The following is a 19,455-nucleotide window of genomic DNA, read 5'->3' as shown; positions in this document are numbered from 1 at the left end:
CGTCCGTGAGGGCCGCCTTGAGGATCAAGGCGGCCTTCACGGCGTTCAGGCGCGCTGGTACACGGTGACGTCGTCGATGTCGGCCTTCGACCGGTCCTTCAGGAAGATCACGCACAGGATCGTGACCACCGCGGACAGGACGATGTAGCCGGAGATCGAGTACGGCGTCCCGGTCGCGTGCAGCAGCCACGTCGCCAGCAGCGGCGCCGGCCCGCCCGCGAACACCGAGGCCAGCTGGTAGCCCAGCCCCGCGCCGCCGTACCTCAAGTGCGTCGGGAAGCTCTCGCCGATCAACGCCGCCTGCGGGCCGTACTGCAGCGCGTGCGGGATGAACGACACCACGACCGCGACGAACACCAGTGCGTGGTCGCCGTGCGCCAGGATCGTGAAGTACGGGAACGCGATCACGCCGGTGAACACCGCCCCGGCGAGGTACACCTTCTTCCGGCCGATGCGGTCCGAGAGCATCGAGAAGAACGGGATCATCGCCAGCTCGAGCGCGGCGCCGACGAGGACCGCGTTGAGCACGAACGTCTTGCTGAACTCGTGCCGCGCCACGACGTAGATCAGCACGTAGCTGGTGAACAGGTAGAACGGCATCTGCTCGCTGAAGCGCACGCCCGCCGAGAGCAGGATTTCGCGCCAGTGGTGCTTGATCGCGTCGAGCACCGGCGTCCGCGCGGTCTGCTGGTTCTTGATCAGCTTCGCGAACATCGGCGTCTCGAGGATCTTCAGCCGGATCACCAGGCCGACGGCGACGAGCACGAGGCTGACCAGGAACGGCAGCCGCCAGCCCCAGGAGTCGAACGCGTCGGGGGAGAGGGTCGCCGACAGCAGGGTCATCCCGCCGGTGCCGAGCACGAGCCCGACCGGCACGCCGATCTGCGCGAAACTGCCGAGCAGGCCACGTTTGCGCTGGTCACCCCACTCCATCGCGAGCAGCACCGAGCCGCTCCACTCGCCACCGATCGCGATGCCCTGGACCAGCCGCAGCAGCACCAGGATCAGCGGGGCGGCGAACCCGATGGCCGACGTCCCGGGCAGCACCCCGACGACGCCGGAGGAGATACCCATCAGCAGCAGCGTGACGATCAGCGTCGCCTTCCGGCCGATCCGGTCACCCCAGTGCCCGAAGATCGCGGCGCCGACCGGCCGCGCGGCGAACCCGACCGCGTAGGTCGCGAAGGACTGCATGGCCCCGGCGTAGGCACTCGACGCGGGGAAGAACAGGTGCGGGAAGACCAACGCCGCCGCGGTGTTGTAGAGGAAGAAGTCGTACCACTCGATGGTGGTACCGATAGCGCTGGCCAGCGCGGCTCGCCGGACCTGCACTCGCCCGGACTTACTGTCCGGTTCGACCTTGTGAGTGACGTTGTTGTCGCCCAGGACCATCTCGCAACACCTCCGGTGACTGATGTCACACAACAGTGTGACGCTCGTCGACGAATTCGGCGATTTCTGACGCGGATCGCTACCGAGGCGTGAACTCTCGCCCGGAAGACCGCCTCCGTGCCCGGCTGCACGCGCCCGTAAAGACTGCAGATTCAGCAACTTTGCAGATTCGGCAAGTTTCGGTACGGTGGGGTCGTGGACACCGACGGCGCCGGACTCCGGGAGCGCAAGAAGCACGAGACGCGGACCGCGCTGAGCTGGGCCGCGATCCGGCTGACCGTCGAGCGCGGCTACCAGAACATCCGGGTCGAGGACATCGCCGCCGAAGCCGGGGTGTCCACCCGGACCTTCAGCAACTACTTCGGCAGCAAGGGCGAGGCCATCGTCGCCCGCCACCACGACCGGGCCCGGGCGATCGCCGCGGCGTTGCGGGAACGTCCGGCCGGTGAGCCGATCTGGGACGCCGTCACCGAAGCCTCGGTGACCGGGTTCGCGCTCGGTGAACCGGTCACCGAGGGGCACGTCCCCGACCGGGCGTGGCTCGCCGGTGTCCGGCTCCTCGTCGCGGAACCCGCACTGCAGGGCGAGTTCCACAAGGCCGGGGCCGCGGGCCAAGCCGAGATCGCCCGCGTCGTCGCCGAACGCACCGGCACCGACGTCGAAAAGGACATCTACCCGCGGCTCGTCGCCGGCGTCGTCGCGGCCGCGCTCAACGTCGTCACGCAGCAGTGGCTCAGCACCGAACCGCCGCTGCCGCTCGGCACCCTCCTGCGGGACGTGTTCGCCCGGCTCGCCGCCGGCTTGCCCGAACCGCGCTGACCTTCACCGAACCCTGGGGCGCCCGGCACCCGCCGGGCTGGTTCGTCGTGCCCTTTTCCTGCCACCGCAAGGAGTTCCGCCATGGAAGACGTCGTCATCGCGGGTGCCGGGCCCAACGGCCTGATGCTCGCGTGCGAGCTCGCACTGGCCGGCATCCGCCCGCTGGTGCTCGAACGACTGCCCGAGCCGACCGCGGAAAACCGCGCCAACGGCCTGGTCGGCCAGGTTGTCCGGCTGCTCGACCGCCGCGGCCTGCACGACCGCCTCGCGGGCCCGATCGGCCCGCCCGTGCCCGCGTTCGTCTTCGGGGGCATGCGCCTCGACCTGACGCTGCCCGAGCACAACTCCCTCACCATCCTCGGCGTGCCGCAACGGCGTGTCGCGGCGATGCTCGCCGAACGCGCCGCCGAACTCGGCGTCGAAGTCCGCCACGGCCACGAGCTCACCGGCCTCACCCAGGACGCCGACGCCGTCACCGTCGACTTCACCGGCCCGGCCGGCCCGGGCCGGCTCACCACCCGCTACCTCGTCGGCGCCGACGGCGGCCGCAGCGTCACGCGCAAGCTCGCCGGGATCGGCTTCCCCGGCGTCACGGAGGACCGGACACTTTCCCGCACGTCGCACGCGACCGTCCCCGCTGAGTTCGTCGACCCCCAGTCCGGGGGACTGAACGTGCCCGGCCACGGCGTCATCCCGCCGTTCTTCCACTACCGCACCGAAACCGGGTTGTTCGTCCACGCACCGTTCCCGACCGGGGCGCTCGTCACCACCACGGAATGGGTCGAGGGCGAGGAGCCCGTGGACGAGCCCCCGATGACGCTCGACGACCAGCGCGCCAGTATCGAGCGCGTGCTCGGTTTCGACCTGCCGATCGGGCCGCCGGAAGGCGACGGGCCGCACCTGCTGCGCCGGCTGCGCGGCCGCAACACCCGCCTGGCCGACAGGTTCCGCGAAGGCCGGGTGCTGCTGGTCGGCGACGCGGCGCACGTCCACTCCGCGATCGGCGGGCCCGGGCTGAACCTCGGCCTGCAGGACGCGGTCGGCCTCGGCTGGAAGCTCGCCGCCGAGGTGCACGGCTGGGCCCCGGCCGGCCTGCTCGACACCTACGAGAGCGAACGCCGCCCGGTCGCCGAGCGCGTCGTCATGCACACCCAGGCGCAGTCCGCGCTGGTCGCGCCGGGCCGGGACGTCACGGCGCTGCGCACGCTGTTCGGCGAGCTGCTCCGGCAACCGGACGTCGTCGGGCACATCGCCGACCTCATGTCCGGCGCCGACGTCCGGTACGAGCCGGGCACCGGCCACCCGCTCGACGGCCGGTGGGCCCCGGACCTGGTGCTGGCCGACGGTACCCGCCTGGCCGAGCTGACCAGGACGGCCCGGCCGCTGCTGCTGGACTTCACCGGCGCGCTCGGCGCCGAGCTGCGCGGCTGGACCGACCGCGTCGACCTCGTGTGCGGCGAGGCCTCGGGGGAGGCGACCGCGCTGCTGATCCGCCCGGACGGCTACGTCGCCTGGGCGTCCGACGCGAAGGAGCCCGACGACACCGAGCGGAAGGCGCTGCGGACCGCGCTCGAACGGTGGTTCGGCAGCCCCGTTGACATGTAGGAGATCGCCTACGTATTGTCGCGGCATGACGATCACCCACGTCCAGTTCCTCACCCTGCCCGACGCCGCCCCGAAAGGCGCGCAGCCCGGCGTGGTCCTCACCGACCAGCGGCACACCACGGACTTCGGGAACGTGCCCCGCTGATGCCGGTCAACGACGACGTGTTCGCCGCGCTGGCCAGCCCGGCCCGGCGGGAGGTCCTGCGGCTGCTGCTGGACGGCCCGATGGCCGCCGGCGCGATCGCCGAGCGGTTCGAGATGGCCCGGCCCAGCCTCTCGGAACACCTGCGGGTGCTCCGAGAGGCCGGCCTGGTCGCCGAACGGCGGCAGGGCCGCCACCGCGTCTACCGGCTCGACGCGGCCCCGCTCGAAGAAGTCGCCGACTGGCTCACGCCGTACGAGCGGTTCTGGCGGAGCAAGCTGGCCAACCTGCGTGACCTGCTCGACGAAGAGGACGACCGATGACCGACGACGACCCGACGGCGATCCACGTCGACCAGTTCCTCGCCCACCCGGCCCGCAAGGTGTGGCGCGCGCTGACCGAGCCCGATCTGCTCGAGCGCTGGATCAGCATGCCCAACGACATCAAACCCGTGGTGGGACACCGGTTCCGCCTCTTGGCCGAGCCGGTTCCGGCGGCCGGGTTCGCCGGCGGCCCGGTCGACTGCGAGGTCCTCGAGGTCGAGCCCGAGCGCAAGCTGAGCATCCGCTGGGGTCCGCAGTGGACGGTCACCTGGCGGCTGGTGCCGGAGGGCACCGGCACCCGGCTCTTCCTCAGCCACGAAGGGTTCGACCCGGACGACGAGTTCCAGCGCGTCTCACGGCGGATCATGGGCGGCGGCTGGCGCTCCCACGTGCCGCGCGCACTGGCCCGGTTGCTGGACACCCTCGACGACCCGGCCCGGTTACGATCGGAAGGTGACCCCCGCCGCCCCTGATCGCACCGATCCGAAACCCCTGCGCGCGGACGCCCGGCGCAACCGGGCGCGCGTGCTGGACGCGGCCGAGAGCGTGTTCGCCGCCAAGGGCACCGGAGCGCCCACCGAGGAGGTGGCCCGCGCCGCCGGCGTCGGCATCGGCACCGTGTTCCGGCACTTCCCGACGAAGGAAGCCCTGCTCGAAGCCGTACTGGTTGCCCGGCTGCACCGGTTCGCCGACGAAGCCGAGTCGGTCGCCGCGGCCGAGTCCGCCGACCCGGGTGCCGCGTTCTTCACGTTCCTCACCAGCTGGATCGAGATGTCCAGTGCGAAGAACGCCTACTTCGAGGCGCTGACCGCCGCCGGGATCACCATGCCGAAGGAGAAGTCCGACATCGGCGCCCGGCTGCTCCGGGCGCTCGGTGTCCTGTTGTCGCGGGCCCAGGCCGCGGGCGCGGTCCGCGAGGACCTCGTGCCCGGCGAGCTGATCACGATCATCATCGGCGTGGCCAAGGCCGCCGAATACGCCGGTCCGGACGCACGGCTGCGCGACCGGGCGGTGTCGATCCTCTTCGACGGCCTCCGCCCGTCAGCGGGGGAGCGGCGCTGAGGCCACCGGCTCCAGCGTCGGGCGCTTCGGGGCCAGCGTGTCCCCGGACGACTCGCCCCTGACGCGCCGCCGCACCCACGGCAGCGCGTGCTCCCGCGCCCACTGCAGGTTCTGGCTGCGGCGCTCGGCCGGGCTGAGCACCTCGCGCGGCGCCGGCACGGGGTTCGTCAGCCTGTGCTCGACGCCGAGGACGCGCAGCACCTCGATGGCGACCTCGGTGTGCCCGAGCGAGTTGAGGTGCAGGCGGTCGGCCGCCCAGAACCGGCGGTCGCACAGCTGCCGCATCGACCACAGGTCCACCAGCAGCGCGCCGTGGCGGGCGGCGATGCCGCGCACCAGTTCGTTGTAGATCGCCACCCGGCCGCGGATCGCGCGGAACAGCGGGTCTTCGACCCCGTCGACCCCGGTGAACAGGATCAGGCGGGCTCCGGTCTCGCGGACGCGGGCGACGGCGGTCTCGTAGTCGGCGAGCAGCGCGTCGATGTCGACCTTGGGCCGCATGAGGTCGTTGCCGCCGGCGTAGAGGGACACCAGGTCCGGGCCCAGGGCGAGTCCCGGCTCGAGCTGCTCGGCCAGCACCTGCGGCAGCAGCTTGCCGCGGATGGCGAGGTTGGCGTAGCGGAACTGCGGCTCGTGCGCCGCGAGCTGTTCGGCGACGCGGTCGGCCCAGCCCCGGACGCCGTTCGGGGCGGCCGGGTCGTCGTCCCCGACGCCTTCGGTGAACGAGTCCCCCATGACCACTAAGCGCTTGCTCATGTCTGCAGTCTAAGCGGGCCGCCGGGTGGAAGGATCACGCCCATGCGCTTCACCACGACCACGCCACTGCTCGACATCGCCGGCGAAGAGGCGGGTGCACCGGACGGGGTACCGGTGGTCCTGCTGCACGGGTTCCCGTACGACGTCCGGTGCTACGACGACGTCGCCGCACGCCTGCCCGAGGCCCGCGTACTGGTGCCGTACCTGCGCGGGTTCGGCGGGACGCGGTTCCGCTCGGCGGACACGACGCGCTCCGGCCAGCAGGCGGCGCTGGCCCAGGACCTGCTCGACTTCCTGGACGCCCTCGACATCCCGCAGGCCATCGTCGCGGGCTTCGACTGGGGCGGCCGCGCGGCCTGCATCGCCGCGGCGCTGTGGCCGGAGCGGGTGCGCGGGCTGGTGTCGGTCGACGGCTACAACGTCCAGAACCTCGCCTACTCCGGCGAGCCGGCACCGCCGGAGTGGGAGCGGACCTACTGGTACCAGTTCTACTTCCACTCCGAACGCGGCCGCCGGGGCCTGGAACGCCACCGCGACGAGCTGTGCGAGCTGCTGTGGCGCACGTGGTCCCCGACGTGGGCCGGCGCGGCCGAGGCGTTCCCGGCCAGCGCGCCGAGCTTGCACAACCCGGACTTCGTCGACGTCGTGATCCACTCCTACCGCCACCGCTTCGGCCTGGCCGCGGGCGATCCGCGTTACGACCGGCTGGAGGAGCTGATCGCGGCGGAGCCGGAGATCACCGTGCCGACCGTGGTCCTGGAGAGCGGTGCCGACGGCATCGCCGGGCCGAGTGCGGCCGGCGACCGGGAGTACTTCACCGGCCCGTACGAGCACCGCGTCGTGCCGGACGCCGGGCACAACGTGCCGCAGGAGGCGCCCGCGGAGTTCGCGGACGCGGTACGCGCCCTGCTTTAGGCGGTGACCTGCCGGGCCCGGTGGTCGGCGACGTGGACCCGGGTCGCGCAGCGTGTCGAGCAGAACCGGCGGCGGCCGTTGCGAGATGTGTCGACGTACGCGGTCTCGCAGCCTTCGCGGCCGCAGATCCCCAGGCGGTCCGGTGCTTCGCACACCAGGTGGGCGAGCCCGCCCGCGGTGAAGGCGCGGACGCGGCCGACCGGCCCGGCGTCTTCGGCCGAGTAGTGCAGGTGGGGCGGCTTGCCGTCGTGGGTGGCGATGTACGGCCGGCACGCCGCTTCGGCCAGCAGGTCGTTGACCAGGGCCGGGCGCGCGTCGGCGCCGGCCGCGAACACCGGCTCGAGCCGCCGGGCCCACTCGCCGATGCGGGTGGCTTCGTCGTCGGTGAGCGCCGCGATGGACATGCCGTTGCGGACCATCCCGTCGAGCAGCTCGCTCGCCGAGCCCGCGTTCACCAGGTCGGCGGCCACGAGCGCGGCCGGACCGCCGTAAGGGTTGAAGTGCACTAAGTCATTACACCACGATCGGGGCATGGACCGGAACCGTTGCCCCCGCTGCGGCTGGCCGCTCGCCGAACTGCCGGCGAGCGCGGCCCAGCCCGTCACCCACCGGCTCGACTACGTGCGCTGCGTCTGCGGCAGCTGGCTCGCCCGGCTCGACGGCGAGGTCGTCGGCGCCACGAAGGCTCGGCTGAGCCGGTGACTCAGAGGTCGAGCACGCCCGCCGCGTTGTCGTCCCACTGGTCGACCCGGCGGATGTACTCGTAGAGCGCCCGGCTGCCGCGCACCCAGCGCCCCTGGTCGGCGATGGCGACGTCGTCCGCGCCGGCGCGACGGGCTTCGGTGGCGAACCCGGACCGCAGCGAGTGGCCGGTCACCGGGTACGGCAGGCCCGCCCGTGTCCCGGCGCGGGTAAGGATCTGGTTGACGCCGGTCGTGGTCAGCGCGGGCGCGCCGACGTTGCCGTGCCGGTCGACCCGCCGGAACGCGGGCCCCTCGGCGATCCCCGCCCCCGAGCGCCACGCGTGCCAGGCCCGCACCGGGTCGGTGTCGGCGTTCTCGCGCCGCGGGACGACCATGTCGCCGGTGCTCTTGCCGTGCCGGACCGTCACGCGGAGCCCGCGATCGTCGACCGGCTCGACGTCGGTGACCAGCAGGTTCGCCAGGTCGGAGCACCGGGCGGCGATCGGGAACCCGATGAGCAGCATCGCCCGGTCGCGGGCACCGGACAGGGTGTCCGGGCAGGCCCGCGACATCGCGCGCAGGTCGGCGAGGGTGACCATGGTGGCCTTGCCCCGGCCGCGCTGGATCCCCTCGCGCGCCAGCCGTTGCCGGTAGCCCTTGAGGGCCCGCCACGCGGCACGGCTCGCTTCGGGATCGACGACGACCTTGTGGTGCCGCAGCCCGGCGAGGGCACCGGTGAGCCGCCGCTCGATCGTCGACGGCGCCGCCGGCGCGGCCCGTTCCGGCACCTCGGGCACCGCGCGCTCGTCCGGACGCAGGGTCCGGCCGCGCTCGAGCCACACGACGAACCCGGTCAGCGCCCCGACGGACGCCGACAGCGGCGGGATCCCGGCCTCGGCGGTGTAGTCCTGCCACACCTGCCAGTCCTGGGCGTAGGCCTTGAGGGTGTTGGGCGGCCGTTGCCCCTCGACGTGCCGCGCGGCGGCCTGGTCGAGCAGGGCGAGCCGGTCCGCCGGGCTGAGGGCGGTGTCGATCACCGGTTCGAGCTCGGGCACGCGCCGAGGTTACGGGATGATGCTGTCGATCCGGCCGGGAGCCGTTCGTATGAAGGGTGAACCCGCGAAAGGAGCCGCTGTGAAGCAGTACCTGCTCAGCATCTACCAGCCCGACGGCCCGACCCCGCCGCCCGAAGTGCTCGACGGCGTGGTGAAGAAGCTCGACGCCCTCAACGCCGACCTGAAGGCCGCCGGGGCCTGGGTGTTCGCCGGTGGGCTGCACCCGCCGGCCACCGCCACCGTGCTGCGGGCCGACAACGGCGACACCCTCGTCACCGACGGGCCCTTCGCCGAAGGCAAGGAACACCTCGGCGGGTTCACCATCATCACCGCGCCCGATCTCGACGCGGCGATCGCGTGGGGCAGCCGCCTCGCCGACGCCGTCGCACCGCTGCCGGTCGAGGTGCGGCCGTTCGCCGGATGAGCGTCGAAGAGGTCTTCACCGCGGAGTACGGCCGTGCCGTGTCGGTGCTCGTGCGGGTCTTCGGCAGCATCGACGTCGCCGAGGAAGCCGTGCAGGACGCGTTCGCCGAGGCGGTCCGGCGGTGGCCGGGAGCCGGGCAGCCGCCGAGCCCGGCCGGCTGGATCATCACCACCGCGCGCAACCGCGCCATCGACCGTCTCCGCCGTGAGGCCGCGCGCGAGGACAAGCACGCCCAGGCGGCGTTGCTCCAGGCCACTTCGGTGAACGACGCGGTCGAGCCCGTCGAGGAGGGCGCCGTGCCCGACGAACGGCTCCGGCTGATCTTCACCTGCTGCCACCCCGCCCTCGCACGGGCCGGCCAGGTCGCACTGACCCTGCGGCTGCTCGGCGGCCTGACGACCGCGGAGATCGCCGGCGCGTTCCTGGTCGCCGAACCGACGATGGCCCAGCGGATCGTCCGGGCGAAGAACAAGATCCGCGACGCGGGCATCCCGTACCGCGTCCCGCAGGACGCCGACCTGCCGGCGCGGCTGTCGGCAGCGCTCGGCGTGCTGTACCTGATCTTCAACGAGGGCTACGCGGCGAGCGCGGGGGAGGACCTGGTCCGCGACGACCTGTGCCGCGAGGCGATCCGGCTGACCCGCGCGCTGGCCGGGCTGATGCCCGACGAGCCGGAGGTGCGGGGCCTGCTGGCCCTGATGCTGCTGATCGACGCCCGCCGCGCGACCCGCACCACCGCGTCCGGCGACCTGGTCTTGCTGGCCGACCAGAACCCGGCCGGGTGGGACGCGGACCTGGTCGCCGAAGGCCAGGAGATCGTCCGCGGGTGCCTGCGCCGCAACCAGCCGGGCCCGTACCAGATCCAGGCGGCGATCCAGGCCGTCCACAGCGACGCGCCCACGGACTGGTCCCAGGTCAAAGCGCTCTACGACCAGCTCCTGGCCGTGGCGCCGACGCCGGTGGTGGCGCTCAACCGCGCTGTCGCGGTCGCCGAAGTCGACGGTCCCGCTCCCGCGCTGGCCCTGGTGGAGGCCCTGGATCTGCCGCGTTTCCCGCTCTTCCACGCGATCCGCGCGGACCTCCTGGGCCGGCTCGGCCGGGCCGAGGACGCCGTGGCTGCGTACACCGCGGCGATCGAGCTGACCCACAATGCCGCCGAGAAGGCCTTTCTGGAGCGGAAGCTCGCCCGGCGCTGACGTTCGTGGGGGCTCCCACGGTACCTGGATCACCAGGGTCTCCCGGACGTCCGGAACGGCTGCCAGCGTGGTGGGGAATTCCCCGGCAGAAAGAACGAAAACCCATGGCGGAAAACCCGTTCACCACCCACGCGGACCTCTTCGATCTGCGCGGGAAGCGCGCCCTGGTCACCGGCGGCACCAGGGGCATCGGAGTGATGATCGCGCGCGGCCTGCTGCAGGCGGGTGCCCGCGTCATCGTCTGCTCACGCAAGGCGGACGCGTGCGCGGAAGCCCAGGAACACCTCTCCGAATTCGGCGACGTCCAGGCGATCCCCGCCGACCTGTCCGACCACGACGAGTGCCGGCGTCTCGCCGATCTCGTCAAGGCCGAGTCGGACCGCCTGGACATCCTCGTCAACAACGCGGGAGCGATGTGGCGCGAGCCGCTGGAGACGTTCCCGGCCGAGGCCTGGGACGCGGTGGTCGACCTCAACCTCAAGTCGCCGTTCTGGCTGGTCCAGGCGCTGCTCCCCGCGCTGCGCAGGGCGGGCACGGCCGACGATCCCGCACGGATCATCAACATCGGCAGCATCGCCGCCATCCACGTCGCCGAGTCACCCAACTACTCCTACGCCGCCAGCAAAGCGGCGCTGCACCAGCTCACCAGGGTGCTCGCCAGGGAACTGGGCCCCCAGCACGTCACGGTGAACGCGGTGGCCCCCGGGCCGTTCCCGTCGCAGATGATGGCGGCCACGCTCGACGCCATCGGCGACACGATCGCGGCGAAGGCCCCGCTGCGCCGGCTCGGCCGCGACGACGACATGGCGGGGATCGCCGTGTTCCTCGCCGCCCGGGCCGGGGCGTACCTCACGGGCACGATCATCCCAGTCGACGGCGGCATCGCCACGACCGCGACCGGGACATAGGGGTACCGGCAGAACCTCCCTGCGCCCGCGGACCGGACCTAGGGTGGGGAGGTGACCAAGATCGACCTGCGCACCGAGATCAAGGAGTTCCTGAGCTCGCGCCGCGCGCGGATCGCGCCCGAGCGGGCCGGGCTGCCCGCGTACGGCGGCAACCGCCGGGTCAAAGGTCTGCGTCGGGAAGAGGTCGCTCTCCTGGCCGGGATCTCGGTCAACTACTACGTGCGCATGGAGCGCGGCGGCCTCGCCGGCGCCTCCGACGGGGTCCTGGACGCGGTGGCTTCGGCCTTGCACCTGGACGAGGCCGAACGCGACCACCTCTTCCACCTCGCGCGGCGGTCCGGCGGCCCACGCCGCCGGACCGCCGTGACGGTGCGTCCGGCGCTTCGGCAGGTGCTTGACGCCATCACCGATGCACCGGCGTGGATCTGCAACGGCCGCTATGACGTGCTGGCCACCAACCACCTCGCCCGCGCGCTGTACTCACCGATGCTGGCCGACGCACGAGGGCCGGCGAACACCGCGCGGTTCGTGTACCTGAATCCCGAGGCGGCACGGTCGTTCTTCGTCGACTACGACCGCATCGTGGGCGACGTGGCCGCGAAACTCCGCATGGAAGCCGGCCGCACTCCGCACGACGAGGCGCTGTTCGCCCTGGTCGGCGAACTGTCGACGCGCAGTGAGCTGTTCCGGAAGCGGTGGGCGTCCCAGGACGTCCGGCTCCACCGGTCCGGTCGCAAGCGGCTGCACCACCCGGTGGTGGGGCGGCTCGACCTGGACGTCGAGTCGATGGACCTGCCCGCCGATCCCGGCCTGCTCCTGAACGTCTACACGGCGCCGGCCGACACGCCGTCGGCGGACGGTCTGGCCCTGTTGGCCTCGTGGGCGGCGGGCCAGGAGAGTCAGGCACTCAGCTGATCAGTCGGGGTCCCTGATCTGTCAATCCCGGGTTGACGTTCTGAGGGGTACCCAGTTTTCGCAGGCCCCAAATCCGCGTCAGCCTCACCTACGTCGTTCTAAGTTGGGATATGTGACCTTATCCAAACCCAAGAGGCCTATCCGGTTTCTTTTGATTTTGAACAGCTCCACCTAGTTCTAATTAGAAGCTGTGTTAGGGTCCTGATCATGACGGAAGACGCTGGTCAGGCCCGGATTTGCGAGTACCGGCGCTGCGGGGCGCCGCTGCCACCCGCTGTGGGCCGGGGGAGCCGGGCGCGGTTCTGCCAGGACGGGAAGACCTGGGGCCGCCGGAACCTCTCCTGTCGCGACGCCGAAGCCGTCCTTTCGGACGCCGAGTCGCTGCGGGAGAGCGACACCGAGCTGGACGACACGGCCGTCACCGCGCTCGCCGGCCAGGTCGACCGGGTGCTCGACCCCGCCCGCGGGCTCGTCGAGACGCTCACGACCCTGCGCCACCAGCTCGAAGCCACCACGGCCACCGCACTGGCCGAACGGGACGCGGCCCTCGCCGAGGCCGATGAGCACCGCCGGCAGCGCGGCCGTGCCGAGGCCGTCGCAACCCAGGCCCGCGAGGACGCCGATGAGGCGGTCCGCGCGGCCAAAGCCGCCGAGCAGGAGAAAGCCGCGGCACTGCGTGAGCGGGACGAGGATCGCGCCGCCCGCCGGGCTGCCCAGCAGGAGCAGCAACGCGCCGAAGGGCAGCTGGCGGCAGTCGGGGACGAGCTGGTCCGCGTGGCCGAACGGGCCGACGCCGCGGCCGCGCTCGCCGGTGAACGCGCCGCGACGATCGCCACCCTGACCGCCGAACTCGCAGCCGCGCGAACGGCCCTCGAGGACGAGCGCCGCCAAGCCGCCGCGCGGACTGAGGCGGCAGAGGCCCAGGCCGAGGTGATGTCGGGCCGCCTCGACGCGGCCGAAGCACGTGCGCAGGCGCTCGACGCGCGCCTCGAAGTAGCCCGCGAAGAGCTGACCAAGGCAGCTGCTGCTCACCAGTCCGCCCTCGGTCAAGCCCGGGCGGACGCGGACCGGCGCCTGGCCGAGCTGCAGGCGGGTCACGAGCAGACCGTCCGGTCGATGCACGAGACCGCCACGCACCTCGGCGCCGAGCTCCGCGCGTCCGCCGGGCGTGCCGACAACGCCGAACGCGCGCTGACCAGGGTCTTGGCCGTCCTGCGGGAGGCCGACACGAGTGTGCCCGAGGATGTCGCGGCAATGCTTAAGTAGTTACTTGACTATCATGACGGTCCGACATAACTTAAGTACATGCTTGACCATGAGCTGGACCTGGTGTTCCGGGCCCTCGGGGACCGGACGCGGCGGGCACTGGTGGAACGGCTTGTGCGCGGGCCCGCGTCGGTCAGCGAGCTGGCCGAACCGCTGACCATGTCGCTCGCCGCGGTCGTCCAGCACCTGCAGGTGCTGGAGTCCGCCGGGATCGTGCGGTCGGAGAAGGCCGGCCGCGTCCGCACCTGCCGGATCGAGCCGGACGTGCTGCGCGCCGGCGAACACTGGCTGGGACGGCAGCGCACCACGTGGGAGGGCAGGCTCGACCGGCTCGGCGACTTCCTCGCCGGGCCCGGCACCTCGGAAGGGAGCACGGAATGACCGTCAAGCACTCGACTTTCACGCTGGAACGGACCTATCCCGTCCCGGCCGCGCGCGTGTTCGCCGCCTGGGCGAACCCGGTCGCGAAGGACCGGTGGTTTGTGTCCGAGGGGTCGCACGAGCTGGACTTCCGCGTCGGCGGCCGGGAAACCCTCGACGGCCTCACCCCCGACGGCGGTGCCCTGAACCTCGTGTCGACCTACCACGAGATCGTGCCGGAGCAGCGGATCGTCTACTCCTCCACGCTCACCGGTCGTGGTGCGCTCGCGACCGTCTCCATCACCACGGTGGAACTGGTGCCGGAGGGCGACGGCACCCGGCTGGTCCTCACCGAGCAGGACACGTTCCTCGACGGCGCCGAGAAACCGGAGTGGCGCGAGCAGGGCACCGGTGACTGGCTGGACAAGCTCGGCGCAGAGCTGAAGTGACGACCACGCTCACGCCGTCCGGTACTGCTGGGGGCTGACGCCGAACTCGCGTTTGAAGGCCGCGCTGAGCGCGAACGCGCTGCCGTAGCCGACCTGGCGGGCGACCGCGGCGATGGTGGCGTCCGGCTGCTGGCGCAGCAGGTCCGCGGCGAGGGCGAGGCGCCAGCCGGCGAGGTAGGCCATCGGGGTCTCGCCGACCGTGACCGCGAACCGCCGGGCCAAAGCCGCCCGCGAGACACCGGTGTTCGCGGCGAGCTTGGCGACCGTCCACGGCTCGGCGGGCTGGTGCTGCAGCAGCCGCAGCGCCTGCCCGACGACCGGGTCGTCGTGGGCGCGGTACCAGGCGGGCGCGCTGGTGCCGGGCCGGTCGAACCACGCGCGCAGCGCGGCGATCAGCAGCAGGTCCAGCAGCCGGTCGAGGACCGCTTCCTGGCCGGGGACGTCCCGGTTGATCTCGGCGGCCAGCAGCCCGACCAGCGGCGTCGGCCAGTCGGCCGCGCGCAGGACGATCAGCGTCGGCAGCGCGGCCAGGAGCTTCTTGCTGATCTCGCCTTCCATGCCGTAGGTGCCGGTCAGCAGGTCGACCGGGCCACCCGTGCCCCAGGTCCGCACGCCGAGATCGGCGTACGCGGTGAGGTGGCCGCCCTCGGGTGTCCGGCATTCCTGACCGGGCAGGATGACGGCTTGTGGTGGCGTCGACGGGTGGTCCGCGACCAGGTACGGGGCCGGGCCGCGAGCGATCGCGACGTCTCCTTCGCTCAGCAGCACCGCTTCGCCCGCGTCGGGCACGATCCACGCTTCGCCGCGCACCACCGACACGACGGTCAGCGGCGCGTGGTCCTCGATGCGCAACGACCACGGCGGGGTCATGACCGAGCGCAGCAGGAACGCGCCGTGGGCGCGGGGTCCGTCGAGCAGCGCGGCGAGCGGGTCCATGCCCCTGAGTGTAGACGCTGAAACATGCGATCGAGGCTTTGAACTATGGAGAGTCTTACCGGGTGCCGGTTGACTCAGTGCCATGACAACGAACTTCTTGGTGGTGGGCGGCACGGGCAAGACCGGGCGGCGCGTGGCGGACCGGCTGCGGGAGCGGGACCTGCCGGTGCGGACGACGTCCCGGCGCGGGGTACCGCCGTTCGACTGGGCCGATCGCGAGACCTGGGCGCCGGTGCTGAAGGGCGTCGACGCCGTGTACCTGACCTACTACCCCGATCTGGTGGTGCCCGAGGCGGCGGCCGACATCCGCGCGTTCGCCGAACTCGCGGTGGCGCAGGGAGTTCGGCATCTCGTGCTGCTGTCCGGGCGCGGTGAGGAGGACGCCGGGGCGTGCGAGCGGATCGTCCGGGACGCCGGCACCGGCTGGACGGTCCTGCGCTGCAGCTGGTTCGCCCAGAACTTCAGCGAGCACTTCCTCCTGGAAGCCGTGCTCGGCGGGGAGATCGCGCTGCCGGCGGGCACCGTGACCGAGCCGTTCATCGACGTCCGCGACATCGCCGACGTCGCGGTGAAGGTGCTCACCGAGCCCGGTCACGCCGGTGAGTTGTACGAGCTGACCGGTCCGCGGCTGCTGAGTTTCGCCGACGCTGCCGCGGAGATCTCGGCCGCATCGGGACGAAATGTTCGCTATGTTCCAGTTTCCGGGGCGGAGTACGCGGCCGCGGCGGTGGCGTACGGCGTGCCCGCGGAAGAGGTCGGGGCGCTGACGGAGCTGTTCGCGCGGGTGCTCGACGGGCGCAACGAGTCGGTGACCGGCGACGTGGCGCGGGTGCTGGGGCGCCCGGCGACGGACTTCGCCGCCTTCGCGCGGGACGCGGCGGCGACCGGGGTCTGGGCCCGGTGACGAGGAGGGAGAGACCGATGTCGACGGTGGTGCTGGTGGCCGCGCTGGTCGCGGCCGGGTTGGTCGCGGGGTTGTTCTACGCCTACGCGTGCTCGGTGATGCCGGGGATCGGGCGGGGCGACGACAAGACGTTCGTGGAGGCGATGCGCGGGATCAACGTCGCGATCGTGAACCCGGTCTTCATGCTGACGTTCCTGGGCGCGCCGCTGCTGGCGGCCGTCGCGGTGTTCTTCCACCTGGGGTCGCGGTCGCTGCCGTGGGTGATCGCGGGGTTCGTGTTCCTGCTGGCGATGGTCGTGATCACCGGGGTGGTCAACATCCCGCTGAACAACGCGCTGGACAGGGGCGGCGACGACTACGCGGCGGTGCGGGCGGCGTTCGAGGCGGTGTGGGTGCGCTGGAACGTCGTGCGTGCCGTGGTGAGCACGGCCGGGTTCGGCTGTCTGGTGGCGGCCGTGCTCACCCGGAACTGAGTCAGCCGGCGACGCGGAAGAGCAGGTCGGTGACCCACTGGGCGGGGTCCGGGACGTCGAGGGGGTTGGTGCGCAGCACTTCCAGGCGCCCGCCCCACTCCTCGCCGTCGGGGCCTTCGGTGACGTCCCACGTGACGCCCTCGGCGGCGCCCCAGGCCAGAACCGCTTCGGTCGCGGCGGCCAGGCCGTCGGGGGCGCCGACGTAGGTCTCGAGGACGTACTTGCCGGCCGGGACTTCGCCGGGGAAGGCCGGTTCGTCCGGGGTGAAGGCGGCGTCGATCGGGACGCCGGCTTCGACGGTGAAGCGCATGCCGGGGTGCAGCACGCGGTAGCGGAAGAACGGCGCGCCGGCCGGGACGATCCCGTGGCCGGCGAGGGTGCCGATGAGCGGGGGCAGCCGGTCGGCGATTCGGGGGAACTCCTCGATGCCGAGGGTGGCGCGCTCGGCGACGTACCGCTGGGCGGGTCGGTCCACGATGGACGGCATCAGGGTTCCTCCGGGACGAAGACGGGGCGGACTTCGATACTGCCGTAGGTCGCGGCGGGGTGCTGGGCCGCGATCTCCACGGCTTCGTCGAGGTCGTCGCACTCGATGAGGACGTAGCCGCCGACCTGTTCCTTGGCTTCGGTGAACGGCCCGTCGGTGAGCAGGACTTCGCCGTCGCGGACGCGGATCGTGGTGGCTTCCGACGGCGGGCGCAGGCCGCCTCCGCCGTGGATCTTGCCGCGGCGGGCCAGGTCTTCGCCCCAGCCGTCGCAGCCGTCGTACTGGTGGTCTTCGGCGGTCTCGTCGCCGGCGATGAGCAGGAGGTAGCGCACGTCAGTGTCCTTCCAGGACTTCGCGCAGGCGCGCGGCGAAGGGTTCGGGCTCGGTGGCGAACCCGCCGTGGTCGCCCGGGAACTCCACCGGGGTGAGGCCGAGGCCGCCGGCGAGCCCGAGGGCGGTTTCGTGGGCCGTGGACCCGGCGGACTTCTCGCCGACGGCGACGACGAGCCGCGCCGAGGTCGCCTTGAGCGCGTCGAGATCGGGTTCGTAGGCGCCGGTGGCGGCCATCAGGTGGCGGAAGAAGTAGGTGAAGTTGCCGTGGCCACGGGGGTCGAGCGGGGGCGCGGGGTCGACACCCACGAGGGCCATGAACGCGGCGAAGGCGGCGTCGATGCCCTGGTCGCGGAAGAGCGCCGGGATGTCCGGGCCGTCGAGGGCGCCGGCGGGCAGGTAGCGGGTGACCGGCGGCTCGTGCAGCACGACCGTGCGGACGTCGCCGGGGTGGCGCGGGACGAGGTCGAGCATCGTGATGGCGCCGCCACTGTTGGCGAAGACGTCGGCGGGGCCGACCTCGGTGAGCAGGCGGTGCACGTCGTCGGCGTGCTCGCGCACGACGTCGTCGCCCGGTTCGCCGTCGAGGGGGCTGCGGCCGAGGCCGCGCGGGTCGTAGGTGACGACGGTGTGGTCTTCGGCCAGGACGGGCCGGATGTGGGTGAAGACGGCGGCGTCGGCGGGGCCGCCGGGGACCAGCAGCAGGACGGGACCGCTGCCGGTGACGTCGTAGGTGAGCCGGGCGCCGGGTACGGCGAGGGTGGTCATGGGTGCTCCTCCGGTGATCGTGGTTCGACCGACCGACGAACGGGTTCGCCCGGGACCGACACCCCTTCGGAAATTCTTCGCGTGAGGTAGGCGCGCTCGGCTTCGGTGGGCGCGAGGTCGCGGGCTTTCGCGTACCACTCGGCGGCTTCGGCGTGGCGGCCGAGCCGGCGGAGGAAGTCGGCGCGGGTGGCCGGGAGCAGGTGGTAGCCGTCCATGGTCAGCTCGTCGAGCAGGGCGAGCCCGGCGAGCGGCCCGTCGGCCATGCCGACCGCGACGGCCCGGTTGAGCTCGACGACCGCGCTGGGCACGTACTTGCGCAGTTCGCCGTAGAGGCCGGCGATCTGGGCCCAGTCGGTGTCGGCGGCCCGGGCGGCGGTCGCGTGGCAGGCGGCGATGGCGGCCTGGATCTGGTACGGCCCGGGACTGCGCCGCCGCAGCGCGGTCTCCAGCACCTGGGTGCCTTCGGCGATCTCGGCGGCATCCCAGCGGGTGCGGTCCTGTTCCTCGAGCGGGACGAGCTGTCCGTCGTCGGTGCGGGTCTCGCGGCGGGCGTGCTGCAGGAGCATGAGGGCGAGCAGGCCGAGGACTTCGGGCTCGTCGGGCATCAGGTGGGCCAGGACGCGGGCGAGCCGGACGGCTTCGGCGGCGAGGTCGGGGCGCAGCAGGCCGGGGCCGGCGCTGGCGGAGTAGCCCTCGTTGAAGGTCAGGTAGAGCACGCCGAGGACGGCGGCGGTGCGTTCGGGCAGCAGGTGCGCGGGCGGGACGCGGTAGGGGATGCCGGCGTTGCGGATCTTGCGTTTCACCCGCACGAGCCGTTGGGACATCGTGGCTTCCGGGACGAGGAAGGCGCGGGCGATCTCGGCGGTGGACAGCCCGGACAACGTGCGCAGGGCGAGCGCGACCTGGGCTTCGGTGGCCAGTGCCGGGTGGCAGCAGGTGAAGATGAGCCGCAGCCGGTCGTCGGTGACACCGCTGTCGTCGTCGGGTGGTTCTTCGGGGACGTGCATGCGGCCGGCCTCCTGCAGCTTGGCGGCGCCGAGGGCGTCGCGGCGGAGCCGGTCGGTGGCGCGGTTGCGGGCGGTGGTGGTGAGCCAGGCGCCGGGCCGCGCCGGAACGCCGTCGCGGGGCCAGGTGCGCAGGGCCAGCGCGAACGCCTCCTGCGCGCACTCTTCGGCGAGGTCCCAGTCGCCGGTGATCCGGATGAGCGTGGCCACGACCTGGCCCCACTCCTCCCGGAACGCCTCCGCGACCACGGTCTCGACGTCCACCACCCGCTCCTCCTCCCGC

25 protein-coding genes are annotated in these 19,455 nt (G+C 72.3%); 16 read left to right on the top strand and 9 right to left on the bottom strand.

The features are described 5' to 3' along the window. Positions 1-45: 45 nt before the first annotated feature. Positions 46-1,392: an MFS transporter gene (locus ACWEN0_RS13740; RefSeq protein ID WP_451972819.1), complete on the bottom strand. Its 1,347-nt coding sequence runs from the start codon at positions 1,390-1,392 to the stop codon at positions 46-48. 195 nt (positions 1,393-1,587) lie between these two features. On the opposite strand from ACWEN0_RS13740, the gene ACWEN0_RS13735 reads away from it, so the two are divergent. The 5 genes from ACWEN0_RS13735 (at position 1,588) to ACWEN0_RS13715 (ending at position 5,343) form a co-directional block, all read left to right on the top strand. After that, positions 1,588-2,211 carry an acyl-CoA-like ligand-binding transcription factor gene (locus ACWEN0_RS13735; protein WP_451972817.1) on the top strand — a complete coding sequence of 208 codons (624 nt, stop codon included), beginning with the start codon at positions 1,588-1,590 and terminating at the stop codon, positions 2,209-2,211. Between the two features lie 81 nt (positions 2,212-2,292). After that, a complete protein-coding gene (locus ACWEN0_RS13730) occupies positions 2,293-3,816 on the top strand; it encodes an FAD-dependent monooxygenase (RefSeq protein ID WP_451972815.1) in 1,524 nt (507 codons plus the stop codon). A gap of 144 nt (positions 3,817-3,960) precedes the next feature. Further along, on the top strand, positions 3,961-4,281 hold the full coding sequence (locus ACWEN0_RS13725) for a metalloregulator ArsR/SmtB family transcription factor (protein WP_451972813.1): 321 nt from the start codon (positions 3,961-3,963) through the stop codon (positions 4,279-4,281). Next, a complete protein-coding gene (locus tag ACWEN0_RS13720; RefSeq protein ID WP_451972811.1) occupies positions 4,278-4,754 on the top strand; it encodes an SRPBCC family protein in 477 nt (158 codons plus the stop codon). Before ACWEN0_RS13725 ends, ACWEN0_RS13720 begins: the two co-directional genes overlap by 4 nt. Next, positions 4,735-5,343, top strand: coding sequence for a TetR/AcrR family transcriptional regulator (locus tag ACWEN0_RS13715; RefSeq protein WP_451972809.1), 609 nt, complete (start codon positions 4,735-4,737; stop codon positions 5,341-5,343). The genes ACWEN0_RS13720 and ACWEN0_RS13715 overlap by 20 nt, the downstream gene beginning before the upstream one ends. On the opposite strand, the gene ACWEN0_RS13710 is transcribed toward ACWEN0_RS13715, so the two are convergent. After that, positions 5,323-6,099 carry an SGNH/GDSL hydrolase family protein gene (locus ACWEN0_RS13710; RefSeq protein ID WP_451972807.1) on the bottom strand — a complete coding sequence of 259 codons (777 nt, stop codon included), beginning with the start codon at positions 6,097-6,099 and terminating at the stop codon, positions 5,323-5,325. The genes ACWEN0_RS13715 and ACWEN0_RS13710 overlap by 21 nt on opposite strands. A 42-nt stretch (positions 6,100-6,141) precedes the next feature. Here ACWEN0_RS13710 and ACWEN0_RS13705 point away from each other — a divergent pair, with 42 nt between their 5' ends. Then, complete coding sequence (locus tag ACWEN0_RS13705) at positions 6,142-7,014, top strand: alpha/beta fold hydrolase (protein ID WP_451972805.1); 873 nt, start codon at positions 6,142-6,144, stop codon at positions 7,012-7,014. Here the strand turns inward: ACWEN0_RS13705 and ACWEN0_RS13700 are convergent. After that, positions 7,011-7,520, bottom strand: a complete 510-nt coding sequence (locus ACWEN0_RS13700; protein ID WP_451972803.1) for a CGNR zinc finger domain-containing protein — start codon at positions 7,518-7,520, stop codon at positions 7,011-7,013. The genes ACWEN0_RS13705 and ACWEN0_RS13700 overlap by 4 nt on opposite strands. 25 nt (positions 7,521-7,545) lie before the next feature. Here ACWEN0_RS13700 and ACWEN0_RS13695 point away from each other — a divergent pair, with 25 nt between their 5' ends. Beyond that, positions 7,546-7,716, top strand: a complete 171-nt coding sequence (locus ACWEN0_RS13695; RefSeq protein ID WP_451972801.1) for a hypothetical protein — start codon at positions 7,546-7,548, stop codon at positions 7,714-7,716. A 1-nt stretch (position 7,717) separates the two neighbouring features. On the opposite strand, the gene ACWEN0_RS13690 is transcribed toward ACWEN0_RS13695, so the two are convergent. Then, positions 7,718-8,752 carry a site-specific integrase gene (locus tag ACWEN0_RS13690; RefSeq protein ID WP_451972799.1) on the bottom strand — a complete coding sequence of 345 codons (1,035 nt, stop codon included), beginning with the start codon at positions 8,750-8,752 and terminating at the stop codon, positions 7,718-7,720. Positions 8,753-8,831: 79 nt separating this feature from the next. Between ACWEN0_RS13690 and ACWEN0_RS13685 the strand changes: the two genes are divergently transcribed. The 7 genes from ACWEN0_RS13685 (at position 8,832) to ACWEN0_RS13655 (ending at position 14,270) form a co-directional block, all read left to right on the top strand. Continuing rightward, positions 8,832-9,176 carry a YciI family protein gene (locus ACWEN0_RS13685; RefSeq protein WP_451972797.1) on the top strand — a complete coding sequence of 115 codons (345 nt, stop codon included), beginning with the start codon at positions 8,832-8,834 and terminating at the stop codon, positions 9,174-9,176. Then, positions 9,173-10,372 carry an RNA polymerase sigma factor gene (locus ACWEN0_RS13680; protein WP_451972795.1) on the top strand — a complete coding sequence of 400 codons (1,200 nt, stop codon included), beginning with the start codon at positions 9,173-9,175 and terminating at the stop codon, positions 10,370-10,372. Before ACWEN0_RS13685 ends, ACWEN0_RS13680 begins: the two co-directional genes overlap by 4 nt. A gap of 104 nt (positions 10,373-10,476) precedes the next feature. Beyond that, complete coding sequence (locus tag ACWEN0_RS13675; protein ID WP_451972793.1) at positions 10,477-11,280, top strand: SDR family oxidoreductase; 804 nt, start codon at positions 10,477-10,479, stop codon at positions 11,278-11,280. A gap of 51 nt (positions 11,281-11,331) precedes the next feature. Further along, a complete protein-coding gene (locus ACWEN0_RS13670) occupies positions 11,332-12,195 on the top strand; it encodes a helix-turn-helix domain-containing protein (protein ID WP_451972791.1) in 864 nt (287 codons plus the stop codon). 207 nt (positions 12,196-12,402) lie between these two features. After that, the gene (locus ACWEN0_RS13665; RefSeq protein ID WP_451972789.1) at positions 12,403-13,461 is read left to right on the top strand and encodes a hypothetical protein; all 1,059 of its coding nucleotides are present in this window, start codon (positions 12,403-12,405) and stop codon (positions 13,459-13,461) included. A gap of 39 nt (positions 13,462-13,500) precedes the next feature. Then, on the top strand, positions 13,501-13,842 hold the full coding sequence (locus ACWEN0_RS13660) for an ArsR/SmtB family transcription factor (protein ID WP_451972787.1): 342 nt from the start codon (positions 13,501-13,503) through the stop codon (positions 13,840-13,842). Beyond that, positions 13,839-14,270: an SRPBCC family protein gene (locus ACWEN0_RS13655; protein ID WP_451972786.1), complete on the top strand. Its 432-nt coding sequence runs from the start codon at positions 13,839-13,841 to the stop codon at positions 14,268-14,270. The genes ACWEN0_RS13660 and ACWEN0_RS13655 overlap by 4 nt, the downstream gene beginning before the upstream one ends. 9 nt (positions 14,271-14,279) lie before the next feature. Here the strand turns inward: ACWEN0_RS13655 and ACWEN0_RS13650 are convergent, their stop codons facing one another. Then, positions 14,280-15,206, bottom strand: a complete 927-nt coding sequence (locus ACWEN0_RS13650; RefSeq protein WP_451972784.1) for an AraC family transcriptional regulator — start codon at positions 15,204-15,206, stop codon at positions 14,280-14,282. 82 nt (positions 15,207-15,288) lie between these two features. Here ACWEN0_RS13650 and ACWEN0_RS13645 point away from each other — a divergent pair, with 82 nt between their 5' ends. Both ACWEN0_RS13645 and ACWEN0_RS13640 read left to right on the top strand, forming a co-directional pair. Continuing rightward, positions 15,289-16,110 (top strand): NAD(P)H-binding protein, encoded by an 822-nt coding sequence (locus ACWEN0_RS13645; RefSeq protein ID WP_451972782.1) that lies wholly within the window; start codon positions 15,289-15,291, stop codon positions 16,108-16,110. A 17-nt stretch (positions 16,111-16,127) separates the two neighbouring features. Continuing rightward, positions 16,128-16,583: an anthrone oxygenase family protein gene (locus tag ACWEN0_RS13640; RefSeq protein WP_451972780.1), complete on the top strand. Its 456-nt coding sequence runs from the start codon at positions 16,128-16,130 to the stop codon at positions 16,581-16,583. A gap of 1 nt (position 16,584) precedes the next feature. Here ACWEN0_RS13640 and ACWEN0_RS13635 read toward each other — a convergent pair whose 3' ends face one another. The 4 genes from ACWEN0_RS13635 to ACWEN0_RS13620 are packed head-to-tail and all read right to left on the bottom strand — an operon-like array spanning position 16,585 to position 19,436. Then, the gene (locus ACWEN0_RS13635; protein WP_451972778.1) at positions 16,585-17,070 is read right to left on the bottom strand and encodes an AraC family transcriptional regulator; all 486 of its coding nucleotides are present in this window, start codon (positions 17,068-17,070) and stop codon (positions 16,585-16,587) included. Continuing rightward, positions 17,070-17,402, bottom strand: coding sequence for a YciI family protein (locus ACWEN0_RS13630; protein ID WP_451972776.1), 333 nt, complete (start codon positions 17,400-17,402; stop codon positions 17,070-17,072). Before ACWEN0_RS13630 ends, ACWEN0_RS13635 begins: the two co-directional genes overlap by 1 nt. A 1-nt stretch (position 17,403) precedes the next feature. Continuing rightward, positions 17,404-18,168, bottom strand: a complete 765-nt coding sequence (locus ACWEN0_RS13625; RefSeq protein ID WP_451972774.1) for an alpha/beta fold hydrolase — start codon at positions 18,166-18,168, stop codon at positions 17,404-17,406. Continuing rightward, positions 18,165-19,436, bottom strand: coding sequence for an RNA polymerase sigma factor (locus ACWEN0_RS13620; protein ID WP_451972772.1), 1,272 nt, complete (start codon positions 19,434-19,436; stop codon positions 18,165-18,167). The genes ACWEN0_RS13625 and ACWEN0_RS13620 overlap by 4 nt, the downstream gene beginning before the upstream one ends. Between the last annotated feature and the right edge of the window lie 19 nt (positions 19,437-19,455).

The sequence above is a fragment of the Amycolatopsis sp. NPDC004378 genome (genome assembly GCF_053602455.1).
The sequence above is the reverse complement of the archived record's forward strand: the minus strand, read 5'-3'. Positions and strand labels throughout refer to the sequence as shown.

Bases quoted from the DNA above. Each gene is read 5' to 3' on its own strand.
- ACWEN0_RS13740 (WP_451972819.1), bottom strand. From the start codon at position 1,392: ATGGTCCTGGGCGACAACAACGTCACTCACAAGGTCGAACCGGACAGT.
- ACWEN0_RS13730 (WP_451972815.1), top strand. From the start codon at position 2,293: ATGGAAGACGTCGTCATCGCGGGTGCCGGGCCCAACGGCCTGATGCTC.
- ACWEN0_RS13725 (WP_451972813.1), top strand. From the start codon at position 3,961: ATGCCGGTCAACGACGACGTGTTCGCCGCGCTGGCCAGCCCGGCCCGG.
- ACWEN0_RS13720 (WP_451972811.1), top strand. From the start codon at position 4,278: ATGACCGACGACGACCCGACGGCGATCCACGTCGACCAGTTCCTCGCC.
- ACWEN0_RS13710 (WP_451972807.1), bottom strand. From the start codon at position 6,099: ATGAGCAAGCGCTTAGTGGTCATGGGGGACTCGTTCACCGAAGGCGTC.
- ACWEN0_RS13705 (WP_451972805.1), top strand. From the start codon at position 6,142: ATGCGCTTCACCACGACCACGCCACTGCTCGACATCGCCGGCGAAGAG.
- ACWEN0_RS13695 (WP_451972801.1), top strand. From the start codon at position 7,546: ATGGACCGGAACCGTTGCCCCCGCTGCGGCTGGCCGCTCGCCGAACTG.
- ACWEN0_RS13680 (WP_451972795.1), top strand. From the start codon at position 9,173: ATGAGCGTCGAAGAGGTCTTCACCGCGGAGTACGGCCGTGCCGTGTCG.
- ACWEN0_RS13675 (WP_451972793.1), top strand. From the start codon at position 10,477: ATGGCGGAAAACCCGTTCACCACCCACGCGGACCTCTTCGATCTGCGC.
- ACWEN0_RS13665 (WP_451972789.1), top strand. From the start codon at position 12,403: ATGACGGAAGACGCTGGTCAGGCCCGGATTTGCGAGTACCGGCGCTGC.
- ACWEN0_RS13660 (WP_451972787.1), top strand. From the start codon at position 13,501: ATGCTTGACCATGAGCTGGACCTGGTGTTCCGGGCCCTCGGGGACCGG.
- ACWEN0_RS13655 (WP_451972786.1), top strand. From the start codon at position 13,839: ATGACCGTCAAGCACTCGACTTTCACGCTGGAACGGACCTATCCCGTC.
- ACWEN0_RS13650 (WP_451972784.1), bottom strand. From the start codon at position 15,206: ATGGACCCGCTCGCCGCGCTGCTCGACGGACCCCGCGCCCACGGCGCG.
- ACWEN0_RS13645 (WP_451972782.1), top strand. From the start codon at position 15,289: ATGACAACGAACTTCTTGGTGGTGGGCGGCACGGGCAAGACCGGGCGG.
- ACWEN0_RS13640 (WP_451972780.1), top strand. From the start codon at position 16,128: ATGTCGACGGTGGTGCTGGTGGCCGCGCTGGTCGCGGCCGGGTTGGTC.
- ACWEN0_RS13635 (WP_451972778.1), bottom strand. From the start codon at position 17,070: ATGCCGTCCATCGTGGACCGACCCGCCCAGCGGTACGTCGCCGAGCGC.
- ACWEN0_RS13625 (WP_451972774.1), bottom strand. From the start codon at position 18,168: ATGACCACCCTCGCCGTACCCGGCGCCCGGCTCACCTACGACGTCACC.